Source organism: Sphingopyxis sp. (assembly GCF_965279725.1).
In the GTDB taxonomy this organism is placed as follows: domain Bacteria; phylum Pseudomonadota; class Alphaproteobacteria; order Sphingomonadales; family Sphingomonadaceae; genus Sphingopyxis.
Genome location: NZ_CBDIIL010000001.1, coordinates 542,946 through 559,119, shown reverse-complemented (window position 1 = coordinate 559,119; position 16,174 = coordinate 542,946). Strand labels below are relative to the sequence as shown.

The window sequence follows — 16,174 nt, the reverse complement described above, 5'->3', positions numbered from 1 at the left end:
TGTCATTCGACGGGCGGCGCGGGGAACGGGATATTATGAAACTGGCGGTTTTGCGCACGATGGCTGCGCGCTGGATGGTAATTGCGGTGCTCGTCGCATTGGGTGCCATGATGCCTGGAACCGCCAGTGCGCAGCACACGTCTCTGGCTTGCCCGCCGCAAACCGCGACCGTCGCCAATGGCGGTTCGATCGAAATCGATATAACCGATTGTGACGATTACAACTTTGGTTACGGCAATGGTCCTGCGCAAACCCGCAACGGGCCTTCGCACGGTCAGGCAAGCGTGCGTCAGGATTTCGTGCCGCCAAGCACCGCTAAATCCGTTCTTATTTATACCCACAACGGCGATTCCGCGACCCAGGACACCTTCGAAATGGAGGACCTCGACCTGCGTTGGATCCGGTTCACGATCACGATTACACCGCCCACGTCGGCGATCGTCGTATCGCCGAACACCCTGCCGACGCTGATTGCCGGCACGCCGGTCAACCAAAGCCTGTCATCGACCGGCGGAACTGCTCCCTATACCTATTCGCTCGCCAGCGGCTCCTTCCCGCCCGGCGTGTCGCTTAGCGGGACGGGGGTGCTGTCCGGCACGCCGACGCAGCGCGGGCTCTACTCCTTTAGCGTTCGGTCTCAGGATTCGGTGGGTGCCTTCTCGGTCAAAAGCTACTCGGGATCGGTGCAAAACCCTTCGCTATCGCTGGCGACGCCGACCGTAACACTGGCCGCGGGCGTTCCGGCATCGGCGCAACTGGCGACCAACGGCGGCCTCTCGCCGCATATCTACGCCACCGAACCACCGGGCACGCCGATGCCGTTCGGCCTCAGTCTGTCGCCCAGCGGCCTTATATCCGGCACTCCGGCGACCACCGGCAGCGCCACAGTGCAATTGCGCGTCACTGACGCCAGCACGCCGTCAAACGCACCCTATTTTGAACTCGAAACTTTGACGATCAATGTCGTCGCGCAGCCCACCGTGTCTATCGCGGTGGCGCCGGCATCCGTTTCCGAAAATGGCGCGACCAATCTGGTCTATACGGTCACGCGCAGCGCCGCCAGCGCCAGCCCGCTGACCGTCAACCTGACCACTGGCGGCACAGCGACCTCCGGAACCGACTATGCGGGCGGCGTCGCCACCGTGACGATTCCCGCCAACGCCACCACTGCGACCGTGACCATCGATCCCACCGCCGACAGCACCGTCGAAGCCAATGAAACGGTCATCCTGACCGTCGCGACGGGGGCCGGGTACCTTGTCGGCGCACCCGCTTCGGCGACCGGAACGATCCTCAATGACGATGTGCCCACTGCGACGATCACCGTGTCGCCGGCCAGCGTGTTGGAAAATGGCGCCCCGAATCTGGTCTATACCGTTGCGCTCGACGCCGCACCGACCTCGGCGTTGACCGTGAATTTCACGTTGGGCGGTACCGCGACCAACGGCAACGATTATGCCTCGACGGGAACGACGGTCGTCATCCCGGCCGGATCGACCAGCCAGACAATCGTCATCAATCCCAATTCGGACGGCACGATCGAACCCGACGAGACGGTCATCATCACCCTTGCCGCCGGGGCAGGCTATGTCGTCGGCACGCCGGCCAGCGCGACCGGTACGATCACCAACGACGATTTCCCCAGTATCACGGTCGGCAATGCCACGGTGACCGAGGGCAATAGCGGGACGACCAACGCTGTCTTCACCTTGACGCTGTCGGCGCCGGCCGCGACCGGGGGCGTGACCCTCGATATTGCGACCTTCAACCGGTTCGCGACCGCGGGTCAGGATTATGTCGCCAACAGCCAGACCGGCTTCACTATTCCAGCGGGCGCAGCGTCGGCGACCTTCACCGTCGTCGTGAACGGCGATCTGCTGAACGAGGCCGACGAGGATTTCTTTGTCCGGATCGCCAATGTCACCGGCGCCTTTGTCAACGGATCGCAGGGTACGGGTGTGATCACCAACGACGATCCGTTGCCGTCGGCTTCGATCAACGGCTTTTCGGTGGTCGAAGGCAATAGCGGGGCCGTGGTCCGGAACTTCGTGATTACCCTCGATGCCCCCAGCGGCCAGCAGGTGTCGATCGATGCCGCGACTGTCAACGGATCGGCGACCGCGGGCAGCGACTTTAATGCGACCACCGCATCCCTTGTGTTCCAGCCCGGCGAAACGACCAAGAATTTCCCGGTGACGATCCTTGGCGACACCACCCCGGAAAGCGACGAGAGCTTTACCGCCGTCTTGTCGGGCGCGTTTAACGTCACCATCGCGACCGGCACCGCAACCGCGACGATCGTCAACGACGACGTGCTGCTGAACATTTTGCCCGAAAACCTCCCGAACGGGACGGTCGGCGTTTTCTATAGCGCGATCCTGACGACCGATGGCGGCGTCGCGCCCTATCGTTACACGGTTACCGCGGGGACGCTGCCCAGAGGGCTGGCGCTTGCGTCGGACGGCACCCTGTCGGGAACCCCGGTCGCGGCGGGCAACGCCAATTTCACGATTACCGCGCTCGACAGCAGCGGAGCGCCCGGACCCTACTCGACCAGCCGCGCTTATACGGTGACTGTCGCGCCGCCGTTCATCGAACTGACGCCGGTATCGCTGCCGAACGCGACGTTTGGAGTGGCGTACAGCCAGACCATCACCGCCGACGGGTCGATCGCGCCTTACAGCTTTGCCGTGACCTCGGGCAGCTTGCCTCCCGGTCTCACTCTCGCGACCGGCGGAACCTTGTCGGGCACACCGACGCTGGGTGGCCCGCGCACCTTCACGATTACCGCGACCGATGCCACCGCGGCGCCTGGCCCCTATACGGGTGGCCGTGCCTACACGCTCACCGTCGATGTTCCGGCGCTCGTCCTGCCGACGACGGCGCTGCCCGACGGGGGGACCGATGTCGCCTATTCCGCGCAGATCAACGCGGCGACGGGCGGCGTCGCCCCCTACAGCTATGTCGTGACCTCGGGCGGGCTGCCCAATGGTCTGACGATGTCGCCGACTGGCGCGATAACGGGAACCCCGACGACCGCCAATAATTTCGGCTTTGTGGTCACCGCGACCGACAGCAATCCCAATGGCTCGGCGGTCGTTCAGCAAAGCTATTCGATCAACATCGTCAACACGCCGCCGGTGGCCAATCCGGTCAGCGCGAATATCCCCTATGGCGCCGGACTGACCCCCGTCCCGCTCAGCATCACGGGCAATGCCAATTCGGTTGCGGTCGCGACGCCGCCGACCCGGGGCCGGGCGGTCGTGGATCGGATGACGATCAGCTATATTCCCGATACCGGCTTTGCCGGGTCGGACAGCTTCACCTATATCGCCAGCAACAATGGCGCGAATTCGGCGCCGGCGCTGGTCACAATTACGGTTGGCGGTCCGACGATCACAATCACCGCGGGCGGTCCACTGACCGCGACGGTCGGCACGGCTTATAACAACAGCTTCACCTTCACGGGCGGCACCCAGCCGTTCACCAACTATCAGGTCACCGGCCTGCCCGCCGGGATGCAGGCAGGCAGCAGCGGCGCTAACACGGTCGAAGCGATCGGGACACCGACCAGCGCCGGCAGCTTCACGATCACCGTGTCGGCGACCGATGCGTCGATCGGCAACGGGCCGTTCAATGCCAGCCAGAATTTCACGCTGGTCGTCGCGGCGCCGTCGCTGACGATGACGCCGGGGGCGGGGACGCTCACCGCGCCCTACAGCGCCGCCTTCTCGCAAGCCTTTACCGCGAGCGGCGGCGTCGGTCCGTTCAGCTACGCGCTGACCGGAACCCTTCCGACAGGTCTGAACTTCAGTGGCAATACGCTCAGCGGCACCGCGACCGCACCGGGCAGCTATCCGGTCACGGTTACCGCGACCGATACCGGTGCGACCGGCGCGGGTGCGCCGTTTACCATCGCGCAAAACTACACGATCAACGTCCCCGCGCCGACGATCACGATCGCGCCGGAAACGCTGCCGGCCGGCACCGTCGGGATCGCCTATAACCAGACGGCGACCGCCTCGGGCGGCGTCGCATCCTATGGTTATGCGCTCTCTGCGGGCGCGTTGCCGCCGGGGCTGACGCTGTCTGCGGGCGGCGTGTTCGCCGGGACGCCGACCGCCGGCGGCACGTTCAACTTCACGCTGACCGCGACCGACGCCAATGGACAGACGGGCAGCCGTGCGTACAGCCTGGCGATCGGTGCTGCGACGGTCGTGCTGCCGCCGACGACGCTGGTCGCCGGACAGGTCGGGGTCGCCTATAATGCGGCGCTGAACCCCGCGACCGGCGGCACGGCGCCATACAGCTATGCGGTCACGGCGGGCGCGTTGCCGGCTGGCGTGACGCTGTCGTCCGGCGGAACCCTCTCGGGCACCCCTACCGCCTTTGGCACGTTCAACTTCTCCGCCACCGCGACCGACAGCAGCACGGGTGCCGGCCCCTATTCGGCTACCCAAAGCTATTCGGTGCAGATCGTCCAGCAGCCACCCGTCGCCAATTCGGTGTCGGCGACCGTTGCCTATGGCAGCACCGCCAACCCGATCGCGCTCAACATCACCGGCGGTGCCGCGACCAGCGTCGCAATCGCCTCGAGCCCGGCCAGCGGGACCGCGGTGGCCAGCGGCACCAGCATCACCTACACGCCGAATGCGGATTTCGCCGGTACCGACAGCTTTACCTACACCGCGACCAACGCGGGCGGGACGTCGGTTCCGGCCACGGTCACGATTACCGTCGCCAACCCGGCGATCACCATCGCGGCCGGCGGACCGCTGACGGCAACGGCGGGAATGCCGTATAGTCAGATCTTCACCTTCAGCGGCGGCTCCCAGCCGTTCGCTGGCTATCAGGTGACCAACCTGCCGACCGGGCTGGCGATCAGCGGCAGCAGCGCGAACAGCGTGACCGTATCGGGAATCCCGACCAGCGCGGGCAGTTTTGCCCTCACTGTCTCTGGTACCGACGCGTCGACCGGCAACGGGCCGTTCAGCACGAGCCAGAGCTTTACGCTCGTCGTCAACGCGCCGACGCTGACGCTAACCCCCGCAACGGGCAGCTTCACCGCCAATTATGCGGCCGCCTATAGTCAGGCGATTACCGCGACCGGCGGGGTCGGTCCCTACAGCTACAGCCTGACCGGCAATCTGCCGGCGGGTGTCACCCTTAATCCGTCGACCGGACTGCTTTCCGGGTCGCCGACGGCATCGGGCAGTTTCAGCTTCGCGGTGACCGCCACCGATACCGGATCGACCGGGGCGGGCGCGCCGTTCACGGTCCAGGGTAATTACAGCCTTGCCGTCGTCGCACCGCTGGTGACGGTAACCCCGACCGACCTGCCGCGTGCGACCGCCGGTGCCGCCTATACCGCGACGCTGACCGCCGCGGGCGGGGTCGCGCCGTACCGCTTTGCGCTGAGCGGCGGCGCGCTGCCCGCGGGACTGTCGCTGTCCACCGGCGGCGTTGTTTCGGGAACGCCGGCGGCGGCGGGCGCCTTTGCCTTCACCGTCGCTGTCACCGACGCCAATGGTCAGGCTGGCGCCGCCAGCTTGACGCTGACCGTGGCAAATTCCGCGATTACCGTCACTCCGGCAACGCTGCCGGCGGGGACGCAGGGCGTTGCTTACAGCCAGCCGCTCACCGCCACGGGCGGCATCGCGCCCTACCGCTTCGCAGTCAGTTCGGGGACGCTACCTCCGGGCCTGGCAATCGACGCGGTGACCGGCGTGATCGCCGGAACCCCCACGGGGTCCGGCGATGTCACCTTTGCGATCACGGTCAGCGACAGCACAGGCGGCACACCTTCGACGGCAACGATTACCTACACGTTGCGGATCGTTGCGCGGCCCAATCCGGCGAATGACCCCGAAGTGCGGGGGCTGGTTCAGGCGCAGGTCAACTCGGCGCGGCGCTTTGTCGACACCCAGGTCGGCAATTTCAATCGCCGGCTCGAAGGGATGCGTCGCGGCGGTGGGGGAGGCGGGTTCAGCAACTCGCTGCGGATCAGCGCATCGGATCATTGCATCGATACCGTTACCGCCTGGACCAATCCGATCTGTGCCAATGCGGGCGGCAACGCGGCAGGCGGACCGAATCGCCGGCCGGGCGGTTTTGGCGGCAACACCCAGGGCGGCCTGATGTCGGATGGCATGCTCGGTGGCGGCGCAATCGGGTCGGCGGCGCCCGCCGACGACACCGGCACGGCAGCCGCCACGGATGGCTCGGGCAACGCGCAGGCACCGCTCACCATCTGGGCGGGCGGAGCGATCCGCTGGGGGGACCGCGACGAACAGACCGGACGCCCGTCCGAACGCTTTGAATCGGAAGGCATCACCTTTGGCGCCGACTATCGCTTCAGTCCGTCGTTCGCTGCCGGGGTCGGGGTCGGCCTTGGCCGCGAGACCACCGATGTCGGTCGCAACGGGTCGCAGAGCGAGGGCGAAGCGAAAACGCTGGCGATCTATGGCAGCCATCTGCTCGGCGGCGGTCTCTACGTCGATTGGCTGGCAGGGTATCAGTGGCTCGATTTTGACCTGCGCCGTTATGTCACGCTGTCGGGCGCGCTGGTCAATTCGTCGCGCAGCGGTCGCCAATGGTTCGGTTCGGTATCGGCCGGCGCCGATATCGAAAGCGGCGACTGGCGCTTCACGCCCTATGCGCGGATCGACGCGCAGCGCGGCAAGCTCAACGGTTACACCGAAAACAGCGGATCGGTGTTCGACTTGACCTACCTCGATCAGGATGTGGCATTCACCACGATCGGCGCGGGGGCCAATGTCGATTATCGGATTGCGGTCGAGAACGGCTTTTTCTTGCCGCGCCTGCGGCTGGAATATCAGCGCGATATCGAGCGCGATAGCGAAGCATTGGTCGCCTATTTCGATCAGATCTCGGGGCCGTTCAACGGGGTTCCGCTGACGGGCTACGCGCGCAGCCGGCTGTTGATGGGGATCGGGGTCGAGATGGCAATCGGCGATCGGACCGCGGTCGACATCGAATATTCACGTCGCAGCAACAGCGGCGCGGGGACCGATCAGGGTGTGTTGATTAACGTTAAACAGGCATTCTGACCCGCTTGGGGACCGCCGCGCGGCGTTGAAGGCGCCGCGCGGATGTTTCCGTGGTTGGTTGGAAAAATGTCACGGTACACCGCGCGCCTTGCCCCACGGCGCGTTGGCGGCAAGCCTCGCGCGCGGCTGTCGAGCTCTGATGGGCGCGTTAATCCGGGACGGGGTGGTGGCATGCGGTACGGAGGCCTCGCCTCGGAGGTAAGGCGTCAAGCGCAACGCCTTTGTTGTCGCGCGAACAGCACGGCCGTCGAAGATCATTCGGAACGGATGCAGGCGTGGATCCGGCTGTTCATCCTCATATTTGTGTCGTCCTACGCCATGGTCGCCAGCATTATCGCCTCGCGCGACTGGCATGTCGCGGCTTGGGCGATCGACGTGCTGAGCTACTTCGCATGCTACACGCCGCTCGCTATCGGGCTTCTTTACCTCATCATTCGCTTCCCCGGCCATTATCCCGCGCGCAGAATTTTCGGGATGGTCAATGACTATGCGGGGCTTGGTTTCGCGATCATCGTCGGCGGTCAGGCGATGCTGCCGACCTATGCGATTATTATGTGGGTGACGGTGGGTAACGGTCTGCGCTTCGGGTCGCGATATATGATTGTCGCGGGGGTGATGGTGCAGATTACGCTGGCCGTGATCACGGCGCTAACACCATATTGGCAGGCCAATCCCATCCTGGTGTTTACCCTGTCGCTTACGACCTTGATCGTTCCCATCTACATCCAGACATTGCTCCGCCACATCGAGCAAGCGCGCCGCGACGCAGAGGAGGCGAACACCGCGAAATCGCGCTTTTTGGCGCAGGCCAGCCACGACCTGCGGCAGCCCGTTCACGCGATCGGTCTTTTCTTGAACAGTCTGAACCAAACCGGCCTTGCGCCCGAACAGCGCGGCATCGTCGATCGGATCGATCGATCGCTTCAAGGTGTTGCCGAACTGTTCCGTTCGCTGCTCGACATCTCGACTCTCGACAGCGGCGCTGTGACGCCAAAGCTCGAACCGGTTTCCATCATCCAGTTGTTCCGCATGCTCGAACAGCAGAATCAGGTCAGCGCGCAATGGGCGGATGTTGACCTGCGCTTCGTTGCTTCCGACCGGATCGTTCTTGCAGACAGGGCGCTTTTGCTGACGATGCTGCAAAACTTGGTGTCGAACGCGATCAAATATGCACCGCGCGGGCCCGTCCTGATCGGCTGTCGCCCGCGTGGCAACATGCTTTCGATCTGGGTTATCGATCGTGGCCCGGGTATTTCGGCAGAGCATCTTCCGCGGCTGTTCGACGAATTTTACCAGATCCGCAAATTGGGTGCCGCCGACATGCAGGGTGTCGGGCTGGGGCTTTCGATCGTGAAACGGTTGGGTGCATTGATGGGACTCGAAGCGGAGATTCGTGCAAGGCCGGGCCACGGTACTGCGGTCGCGATCCACGGTTTGACTCCAGCCTCTCCGGTGGAACTGCCGGTGCTCAATCGCGAAAGCAGCTATGCCGCCCCGCTGCACGATATGCGCATATTGCTGATCGAAGATGACGTCGATGTGCTCGATGCGACCGCGCATCTGCTGCGCACGTGGGGCGCCGAAGTCGCTGCATGGTCCACCGTTCCGCCGTATCCCCAGCCTTGCGATTTAATCGTGACGGATTTCGATATCGGCGGTGGAGTAACGGGGGCAGACTGCATCGCGTTGCATCGCCACGAAACGCCGCCACCCATGGCAATCGTCATGACCGGACACGACGAAATGGCGATTGAGGAGACCCTTGCCGACCCGAACGTCCTGGTCCTGAAAAAACCGGTGCGACCCGCCGAGCTGCGGTCGGCCATCGCGGCGCTGCGCCGTCGAAAAACGGGATAGCGCGCCGGTCGGTCGCGCTATTGAAAACCCATGGCATTGGCCTTTGTCGCTGCTTCAGACCGCGTATGCGCGCCCAATATGCGCAGCAGTGCCGACACATGGATGCGGACGGTGAACGGCGATATGTCGAGGTGGCGACCGATTTCCTTGTTCGTCTTGCCCATCGCCAGTTGCGACAACACATCGCGCTGACGCGGCGTGAATTCCTGAGCGCGCCGTCGCTGCGGTGGTTGCGGAAGGATTGATGCCGTGGTCGGAGCAAGCACCGTCGTATCGCCATTGCAGACCGACTTGATCGCAGCAAGCATTGCGTCGGATTGCACAGCTTTGGCGATGAAGCCGTCGGCGCCTTGACGCATGACGAGCTGGATCGTTTCTGCATCATCGCTCATCGAAATGACGATCAGCGACGATGTCGGATAGTCGGCACGCAGCGCGGCAATCGTCGCAGCAGGATCCATGCCGGGGAACATCAGGTCGAGAATGAAGAGCGTCGGCGCGGCGCCATTGCCGGCCAGCGTCCGCACTTCGTCAATGCTACCCGCCTCCAGCATTTCGGCGCGTGGAAAGGCGCCGCCAACCAAGCGGCACATTCCGTCGCGGAATAGGGGATGGTCGTCGGCAACCAGAATCCGTTCGGCGCGCGATGTCGGCATGGTTGGCTATACTCCGATACCGCCTGGCCGTGCCCGGTTGAGCAGTCGCAAGCTGTGCGCTTTGGTTGCGCAATGCGGCGGTAGATGCCAGTGCGATGACGTACCGGTTCGCCTTTTTCTGGCGCAAAAAGGAGGGGACTCGCATCGCTGCGCGCCCCCTCCGCCACCAAGCGACCCATTGGCGGATCTGAAGCTGCCTTTTTGCCGCATCGCAAACGCCTTTGTGACGCAAATGCCGGTGGGCGTGACGGCAGCATCGATGGTTTAGTTTGGCGCAGTCGATGGCGGTGAGCAACTGCAGCGAAGGGCTAGCACGTCATCGCCGGGTGCGTGGTGGCCGCTGCAAAATATGGTACGAAACCGTTGCTAGCGGGATGCTCTAGCGGATCGGTGCATGTTGCGGCCGCACCCACAGCGCGCCCAACAATTTTCAGGGCATCAATCCAGCGTTGTTGCGAACACGGTCTTGGTCGTCCGCCATGATCAACAGCAACAGGACGATCAGTGCCACGCTATACTCGCTGCCGCCTGTCCCATGTTCGCCGACGAACCAGCCGAAATGGCGATGGATCAGGACAATGCCGCCGACCGCGATCGCCATCAGCGCCGCGGCAGCGGGGCGGACAAATCGGCCCAGGATAATCAGCGTGCCGGCAACCAGTTCGGTCAGGGTGATCGCCCAAACCAGCACTTCGCCCGCCGGAAATCTCAGCGATTCCATAAACTGGCCGAATTGCGGGATCGTGCCGTAGATGATGCGCGAGATGGCATGTATCATGAAGAATCCGGCCGTCGCGACGCGAGCGAGCAGGAGCGTTATCGGCATCAGGCCATTCGACCAGTGGAATCGGGCAATTGTCATTCGCATGCTGTTGAACACCATGGCGGCCGTGCCATGGCAACGAGTACGACGCACCGGTGCATCGTTGGCGTCCTGCCACGCATCACCAGGCGTTCCAGCACGCGGCGAGGATCAACACCCAGGCGTAAGCAATCGCCACGCTGGAACCGAGGCCCAACGTCGCCGCCAGCCGCTGCTTTGCGGCACCTTCGAATGCGAAGGCGTTGACGCCGAAGGCGCGAAAAACATAGGCGAGGGGATTGAGCCAGGCACCAAGAACCATAGCCCACACCGCGACCATCGGCGGATTGACGGCAAAGACCGTCACCAGCCCCCCAACCAGCCCCTGCATCAGACCGAGCATGAGCCAGTCGAGATGCGCGGCGCCGAACTGTTTGAAATTCATACCCTTCAAAAATTGGCGCCCCCACGGCTGCATCGGCGCCAGCATCAGGAAGCCGAGGAACGTGGAAAAAAGCATCGAGGCGGCGCCCGAAAAGAGCAGAAGTTTCGCGGTGTCGGTTACGTCCATCGGTCTGGATTATCTTCCTTGAGGGATCGGCTGCGGATAGGCGCGCAGCCATTGGGTACGGTCTGACAAAATGCGTAGTCGGCAGCTGGCCTCGACAAGCTGGCCGCCTGACCCGCCCGCCATCCCCGATCGTGCGAGTTCGTCGTCGCAAATGTTCCCGCGTGTTTTCAGCCAAGTCCGTTGCGATGCCTGCAGCTGCGACCGGGCGGCATCGCTCGGCAAGCGGCGCAGCGCGTCGCGGTACGATCGATTCAGCGCCCGATCGAGCCGACGATATTCGTCCGCCATGCAATCCTGCATCGCCGCCGTCACGCCGCCACTGCCCCGGACACATTGCCGAAATTCGGGCGAACGATCCGCGGCGGCTGGCTCGGTCGCCGACAGACCACCGATACCCGCCGCGACGAGCCCGGCGACAGCGAATGTCGATCGGCCGAATGGGCCATATCCGCTGCGCAGTTTTGCCACCACATGGTCTCCTGTCGCGACATTGCGCGGCCTCAAACAGTCAAGCGGCCCGTCGTCCTTTGACGGGATAGAGCGCGGCGCAGCGCAGCGGCAGGGCGAGCGGCGTACCAGTGCATCGGCGAACGTTGTTTTTCGCCGATCGAACGCGATCATCAACGCAATGGAGATTTCAAAGACGCGACGCGGAGCGTGGGGGCTCGCACTGCTCTGGGCTTGCCTGGCACCTGTCGTATCTGGCGCAAGCGATGCGGCCGCGATGGCGGGTATGGCCGACATGGTGGCTTCGCCCAGCCGACCGCCCATGGCGCAGCAGATCGTCGAGGGGTCGCACCCCAGCGCATTGCGCAAATTACTGGATGCCGGCGCGGATCCCATGTTGCCCGACCGCGACGGCGACACCGCGATCCACTACGCCGCGATGGACCGCAACCCCGCCTATCTCGAGCTGTTTCTGGCGCGCGGCCTCAGTCCAGACACGCGCAATCGCGTCAGCGGCCGCACCCCGATCATGTCAGCGATGCTGGCGGAACGCGACCGTCAGTTCACCTTGCTGATGGCCGCGGGTGCGAACCTCGCGCAGACCGATATGACGGGTAACACGCCGCTGCACGTCGCGGCACAAATCAATAAACCGCGATACGTGCTGACGCTGTTGAACGCAGGCGCGCCCGCCGCAGCGCGCAACGCGCAGGGGCAGACATTTCAGCGCTATCTGTTCATGACACCCGGTCACTTGCTGAACGAAGAAACATGGCGGTTACGCCGCGCGGTCGCCACATGGCTTTTGCAGCACGACATCGCTTTGGAAACGGACACGCCATGACCCGGAAAATGATCCTGCCTTGTTTCACCATGCTCGCTGTGCTGCTCTGCAGACCGGTGCAAGCGACGCTGCCACCGCCGATACCACCTGAATATGGCGCCTATGGACCGCTCACCGTCTGCGAAGATGATCTATCGATCGCGCTCCGGACGAATGAGGCGGTGCATCTGGTCGGCCCAATTTTTCGGGTCATCAACGACGAATATCTGATTGCCGCAACGCCGATGGTTCTACCGCCCTCGGCGTTCATGCTGTTCGATGGACCGGTCAAGCATGGCGTATTTACTGTCGGCCAATTTACGTTGGGCCAAACGCCGACCAGTGCGGCGATCGCTTTTCGCTATTCGGGCGAGCTGCCGCAGAGCGCCATATCCTATGCGAAATTTGCCCCCGAGGGCTTTGGCAAGGACGATGTGCGTTACGCCATCGAGACGCGGGCCGCCTCCTCACCGTCGGACGGCATGGTGTCGATGCTGATCGTCGCGTCGCCTTCGTTCGACGGCAGCGATGCCGACAAGGCGCTGTTAGAGCGTTTTCAGCTGAATGCTGCGGGCGTTTCCGACTGCGTACGACCGGCAGACCTGGCGGCGGGCAAGCGCGACTATGGCACGGCAGGATTTGCGCGGTCCTTTGACGATCCCTTTTACGCCGGTCGCTACCCGCCGCGACCCGACGAGGGGGCAGGCTATCACTGCCAAGGCGGGATCGGTTTCGCATTTCATGCCGGAGAGCAATTGCGCCGACCTTGGAAATCGCTGCGCAGCGGGCAATCCTATTGGTTGCGGGACGGTGTCGCCGTGACCTTGTCCGGCCCGGTCGAACCCATGCGGCGCACCGATCCCGATAACGCCAGCGAACATCCGGCCGGACAATTGCACGACAGCGCGATAACATTTTATCCCAGCCGCGGTGTCGGTCCGCCTTACGCACCGCCCGGGGTTCGCGAAGACGGCAGTTGGCTGATTGAATTGGGCAAAGAACGAAACAGTCGTCTGGATATCCGCTTTCCTGCCGGCGAATCGGGACGAGTTGGATTTGACTTGATCGAGCGGCTGGAGTTCGTGTCGCCGGACGACCCGCGATGCGGGGCGCCCACGCAGTAAGCAAAGCTATGACGTCGCGCCCCGGTCGCCGCCGATCGCGACATGTACCGGTTCACGCGGTCGATTGGGTTCGCCCCAAAGCTCGGCTAGGCTGTGGTCGTCGATAAATTTCCACAGGATTGCGTCGATGCAGGGGCTGTTATTTCACCATCTTGCGTCCGGTTGGGCGCCGGGCTTGATCGATCATGGTCGATGCGCAACGCCATGGATCCGGCGCCGCATTTTCGCCGACGGCCGTTGGCGTGCGGCCGTCCGCCAGTGGTCAGGCGGCCAAGGTGGTGGGGTATGCCGACGTGATCCGGTCGGAGGTCAGCGAGCGCCGCATCGTGCGGCGACAGGGATAGCCCAGGATGCGCAAGATATTCGACACATGATTGCGCACGGTGAAATGCGACAGCCCCAGCTTGCGGCCGATTTCCTTGTTCGAAAGCCCGTGCAACAGATAGTCCAGAATTTCCTGCTGCCGATGCGTCAGCGGTGCGAGCGGTGGGGTGGAGCCATGAGCGGTGTCTGCGTCTCCCAAATTGCGATCGATATAGAGCTGCGACAGATTGATGATGTCAGAACCGGGAAGGGCGGATTGGATCCGCGAAATGACGTCTTCCTCGCGATACCGCGATATGGTGACCAGGACGACGGTCCGGTCGTTGAGGTCGGGGCAGTCCAATGCCGCATCGGGCACAGGATAAAATGATGGGTCGATATGTTTCATGGCGCGGCAATGCTATCGCAATGGTAACGAAGAATGAGAGGCAAACCGGCGGTTGGCTTGCAGGACACAATGAACGGGTGGAGTTTTCTACCAATGGCTTGCCATCAATGACGAGCGTTCAAGGGCGCGCGACGAAATCGGACGCTGTTGCGGCCGAAGGCGAAAACCAGCACGGATCGTCGGGGCTGGGCGCGGTGCAGGAACGCAAGGCGATTACCGCGATGACGGTCAAGCTTGCGGCGCTGTTCTGGCTTTGCGTGCTCCTTTCGGACAGCCTGTTGTGGGGCATCGTCGGTACCGATCCGATTGCGTCGGCATTCGGCAAAGTGATCCTGAACAGTTTCGGGGCGGCCCTGACGCTGGTGGTCACTGTGCTGCTCTTTCGGATCCGCGCGGCGTCGATTTTTACCAAGGTGGTGGTTGCGTTCACCTTCTCGATCCTTGCCGCGGCAATCTACAGCGTGTTCGACATCTTCATCTATCTGTGGATGGCGCGGCCGGCCCAATGGGTGTTCGACAATGTCCAGTTCGGCCACACGATGATATCCAGTACCGCGATGTTTTTCGGCTGGTCATGCCTCTATATCGCGATGATCTACAGCTTTGACGTTCGCGATCGCGAGCGCAGTCTGGCGCTGGCTCGCGAGGAGGCGTTGGCGGCGCAGATGCGGGCTTTGCGGTATCAGATCAACCCGCATTTCCTGTTCAACACGCTGAATTCGGCGATGGGGCTGGTCGAGGAGGGCGCCACCGCGCGGGCGCAGCGCATGATGTTCTCGCTGTCCACTTTCCTGCGCCAGACGCTCGAGCTCGACCCGATGAAGGACGTAACCTTGGCGGCTGAACTGGAATTGCAGGAGGATTATCTCGAGATCGAGCGCGAGCGTTTTCCCGACCGCATGCGTTTCACGATCGATGTCGACGAAGCCGCGCTGGACGCGCTCGTTCCCAATCTCATTTTGCAACCGCTGGTCGAAAATGCGGTCAGGCATGGCGTCGAGCCTTGCACTGGCGAAGTCGGGATCCGGATCACCGCGTGGCGCGATGGTGCCCAACTCGGTATCCGGGTCGAAAACGATCTCTGCTCGATTGACGAAGGCGCGTCGCGGTCGGGCGGTCGGATCGGATTGCGCAATGTGGCCGAACGGCTCGCGGCGCGCTTTGGTAGCGAAAGCTCGTTTGAAACGAAATTGACGCCGGCGCTGTTTCGCGCCGAAATCAGGCTGCCCTGGGCGGTTTGATGCAGGGGCTGGCGATATTGGTGGTTGATGACGAGCCGCTGGCGCGGCGCCGCGCCGTGCGTCTGGCGCAGCAATTGCCATGGGTCGGCCAAGTGAGCCAGGTGGGCAATGTCGCCCAGGCGATCGACTGGCTGGCCAATTCGGTCTGTCACATCATCCTGCTCGACATCCGGATGCCCGGCGGGAGTGGTTTCGACCTGCTCCGGCATTTGCCCGAACCGTCCCCCGCTGTCGTTTTTGTCACCGCGTTCAACGATCAGGCGCTGCGTGCCTTCGATGCCCATGCGGTCGATTATGTGACCAAGCCGATCGAAACGGGGCGGTTCCAGACTGCGATGGAACGAGCGCGGGCGGCTGCCGAACAAGCGGGCAACGCCGACCGCATCCGCGAACTGGAAGAAGTCGTCGCCAACCTGCGCGCGACGGGGGACAGCGCGCGGCCGCACGTGGCCGAGCTTTGGGTGCGAGCGAGCGGCGAATATGTCCGTATCAAGCCCGAAAGCATCAGTCATGTGGGCGCGGAGCGCGACTATGTTCGCATCCACGCCGAGGGCCAAAGCTATTTGTACAACGAAAATCTGGCGACGCTCGAACGGCTGTTACCGGCGCAGCAATTTCTGCGGATTCATCGCAGCACGATGGTGCGGATCGATGCGGTCGAGCGCGTGAAAAGCGGCCAATTCCATTCCCTGATCGCGGTGCTGAACGATGGCGCCGAATTGCGTGTTGGTCGCACCTATACGGCGGCCATTCGCGCGCGCCTCGCCCGCCGCGATTGATCGGTACGGCGACGGGTCCGCAACCCGCACCGTCCAAGCTTTTCTTTGCCGACCGGCAGGTCGGCGTGGCTTGTCTCATCTGACGTCGCATG

11 protein-coding genes are annotated in these 16,174 nt (G+C 63.3%); 6 read left to right on the top strand and 5 right to left on the bottom strand.

Annotated elements, in window-relative coordinates:
- Window positions 1-35: 35 nt before the first annotated feature.
- Both ACQY6T_RS02640 and ACQY6T_RS02635 read left to right on the top strand, forming a co-directional pair.
- Window positions 36-7,070 carry a putative Ig domain-containing protein gene (locus ACQY6T_RS02640; protein WP_428628099.1) on the top strand — a complete coding sequence of 2,345 codons (7,035 nt, stop codon included), beginning with the start codon at window positions 36-38 and terminating at the stop codon, window positions 7,068-7,070.
- A gap of 267 nt (window positions 7,071-7,337) precedes the next feature.
- The gene (locus ACQY6T_RS02635; protein WP_428628096.1) at window positions 7,338-8,927 is read left to right on the top strand and encodes an ATP-binding protein; all 1,590 of its coding nucleotides are present in this window, start codon (window positions 7,338-7,340) and stop codon (window positions 8,925-8,927) included.
- Between the two features lie 17 nt (window positions 8,928-8,944).
- On the opposite strand, the gene ACQY6T_RS02630 is transcribed toward ACQY6T_RS02635, so the two are convergent.
- The 4 genes from ACQY6T_RS02630 to ACQY6T_RS02615 all read right to left on the bottom strand — a co-directional run bounded on the left by ACQY6T_RS02630 (window position 8,945) and on the right by ACQY6T_RS02615 (window position 11,424).
- Complete coding sequence (locus tag ACQY6T_RS02630; protein WP_428628093.1) at window positions 8,945-9,583, bottom strand: LuxR C-terminal-related transcriptional regulator; 639 nt, start codon at window positions 9,581-9,583, stop codon at window positions 8,945-8,947.
- 430 nt (window positions 9,584-10,013) lie between these two features.
- Window positions 10,014-10,409, bottom strand: coding sequence for a DoxX family protein (locus ACQY6T_RS02625; protein WP_428628091.1), 396 nt, complete (start codon window positions 10,407-10,409; stop codon window positions 10,014-10,016).
- A gap of 118 nt (window positions 10,410-10,527) precedes the next feature.
- A complete protein-coding gene (locus ACQY6T_RS02620) occupies window positions 10,528-10,956 on the bottom strand; it encodes a hypothetical protein (RefSeq protein WP_428628090.1) in 429 nt (142 codons plus the stop codon).
- A 9-nt stretch (window positions 10,957-10,965) separates the two neighbouring features.
- Window positions 10,966-11,424, bottom strand: a complete 459-nt coding sequence (locus ACQY6T_RS02615; RefSeq protein ID WP_428628088.1) for a lysozyme inhibitor LprI family protein — start codon at window positions 11,422-11,424, stop codon at window positions 10,966-10,968.
- 301 nt (window positions 11,425-11,725) lie between these two features.
- Here ACQY6T_RS02615 and ACQY6T_RS02610 point away from each other — a divergent pair, with 301 nt between their 5' ends.
- Together ACQY6T_RS02610 and ACQY6T_RS02605 are read left to right on the top strand one after the other, a co-directional pair.
- Window positions 11,726-12,247 (top strand): ankyrin repeat domain-containing protein, encoded by a 522-nt coding sequence (locus tag ACQY6T_RS02610; protein WP_428628085.1) that lies wholly within the window; start codon window positions 11,726-11,728, stop codon window positions 12,245-12,247.
- Complete coding sequence (locus ACQY6T_RS02605) at window positions 12,244-13,350, top strand: hypothetical protein (RefSeq protein ID WP_428628083.1); 1,107 nt, start codon at window positions 12,244-12,246, stop codon at window positions 13,348-13,350. The genes ACQY6T_RS02610 and ACQY6T_RS02605 overlap by 4 nt, the downstream gene beginning before the upstream one ends.
- 262 nt (window positions 13,351-13,612) lie before the next feature.
- Here ACQY6T_RS02605 and ACQY6T_RS02600 read toward each other — a convergent pair whose 3' ends face one another.
- A complete protein-coding gene (locus tag ACQY6T_RS02600; protein ID WP_428628080.1) occupies window positions 13,613-14,062 on the bottom strand; it encodes a LuxR C-terminal-related transcriptional regulator in 450 nt (149 codons plus the stop codon).
- Window positions 14,063-14,169: 107 nt separating this feature from the next.
- Between ACQY6T_RS02600 and ACQY6T_RS02595 the strand changes: the two genes are divergently transcribed.
- Window positions 14,170-15,303 carry a sensor histidine kinase gene (locus ACQY6T_RS02595; RefSeq protein ID WP_428628078.1) on the top strand — a complete coding sequence of 378 codons (1,134 nt, stop codon included), beginning with the start codon at window positions 14,170-14,172 and terminating at the stop codon, window positions 15,301-15,303.
- Window positions 15,303-16,082 (top strand): LytR/AlgR family response regulator transcription factor, encoded by a 780-nt coding sequence (locus tag ACQY6T_RS02590; protein ID WP_428628075.1) that lies wholly within the window; start codon window positions 15,303-15,305, stop codon window positions 16,080-16,082. Before ACQY6T_RS02595 ends, ACQY6T_RS02590 begins: the two co-directional genes overlap by 1 nt.
- The last annotated feature ends 92 nt before the right edge of the window (window positions 16,083-16,174 follow it).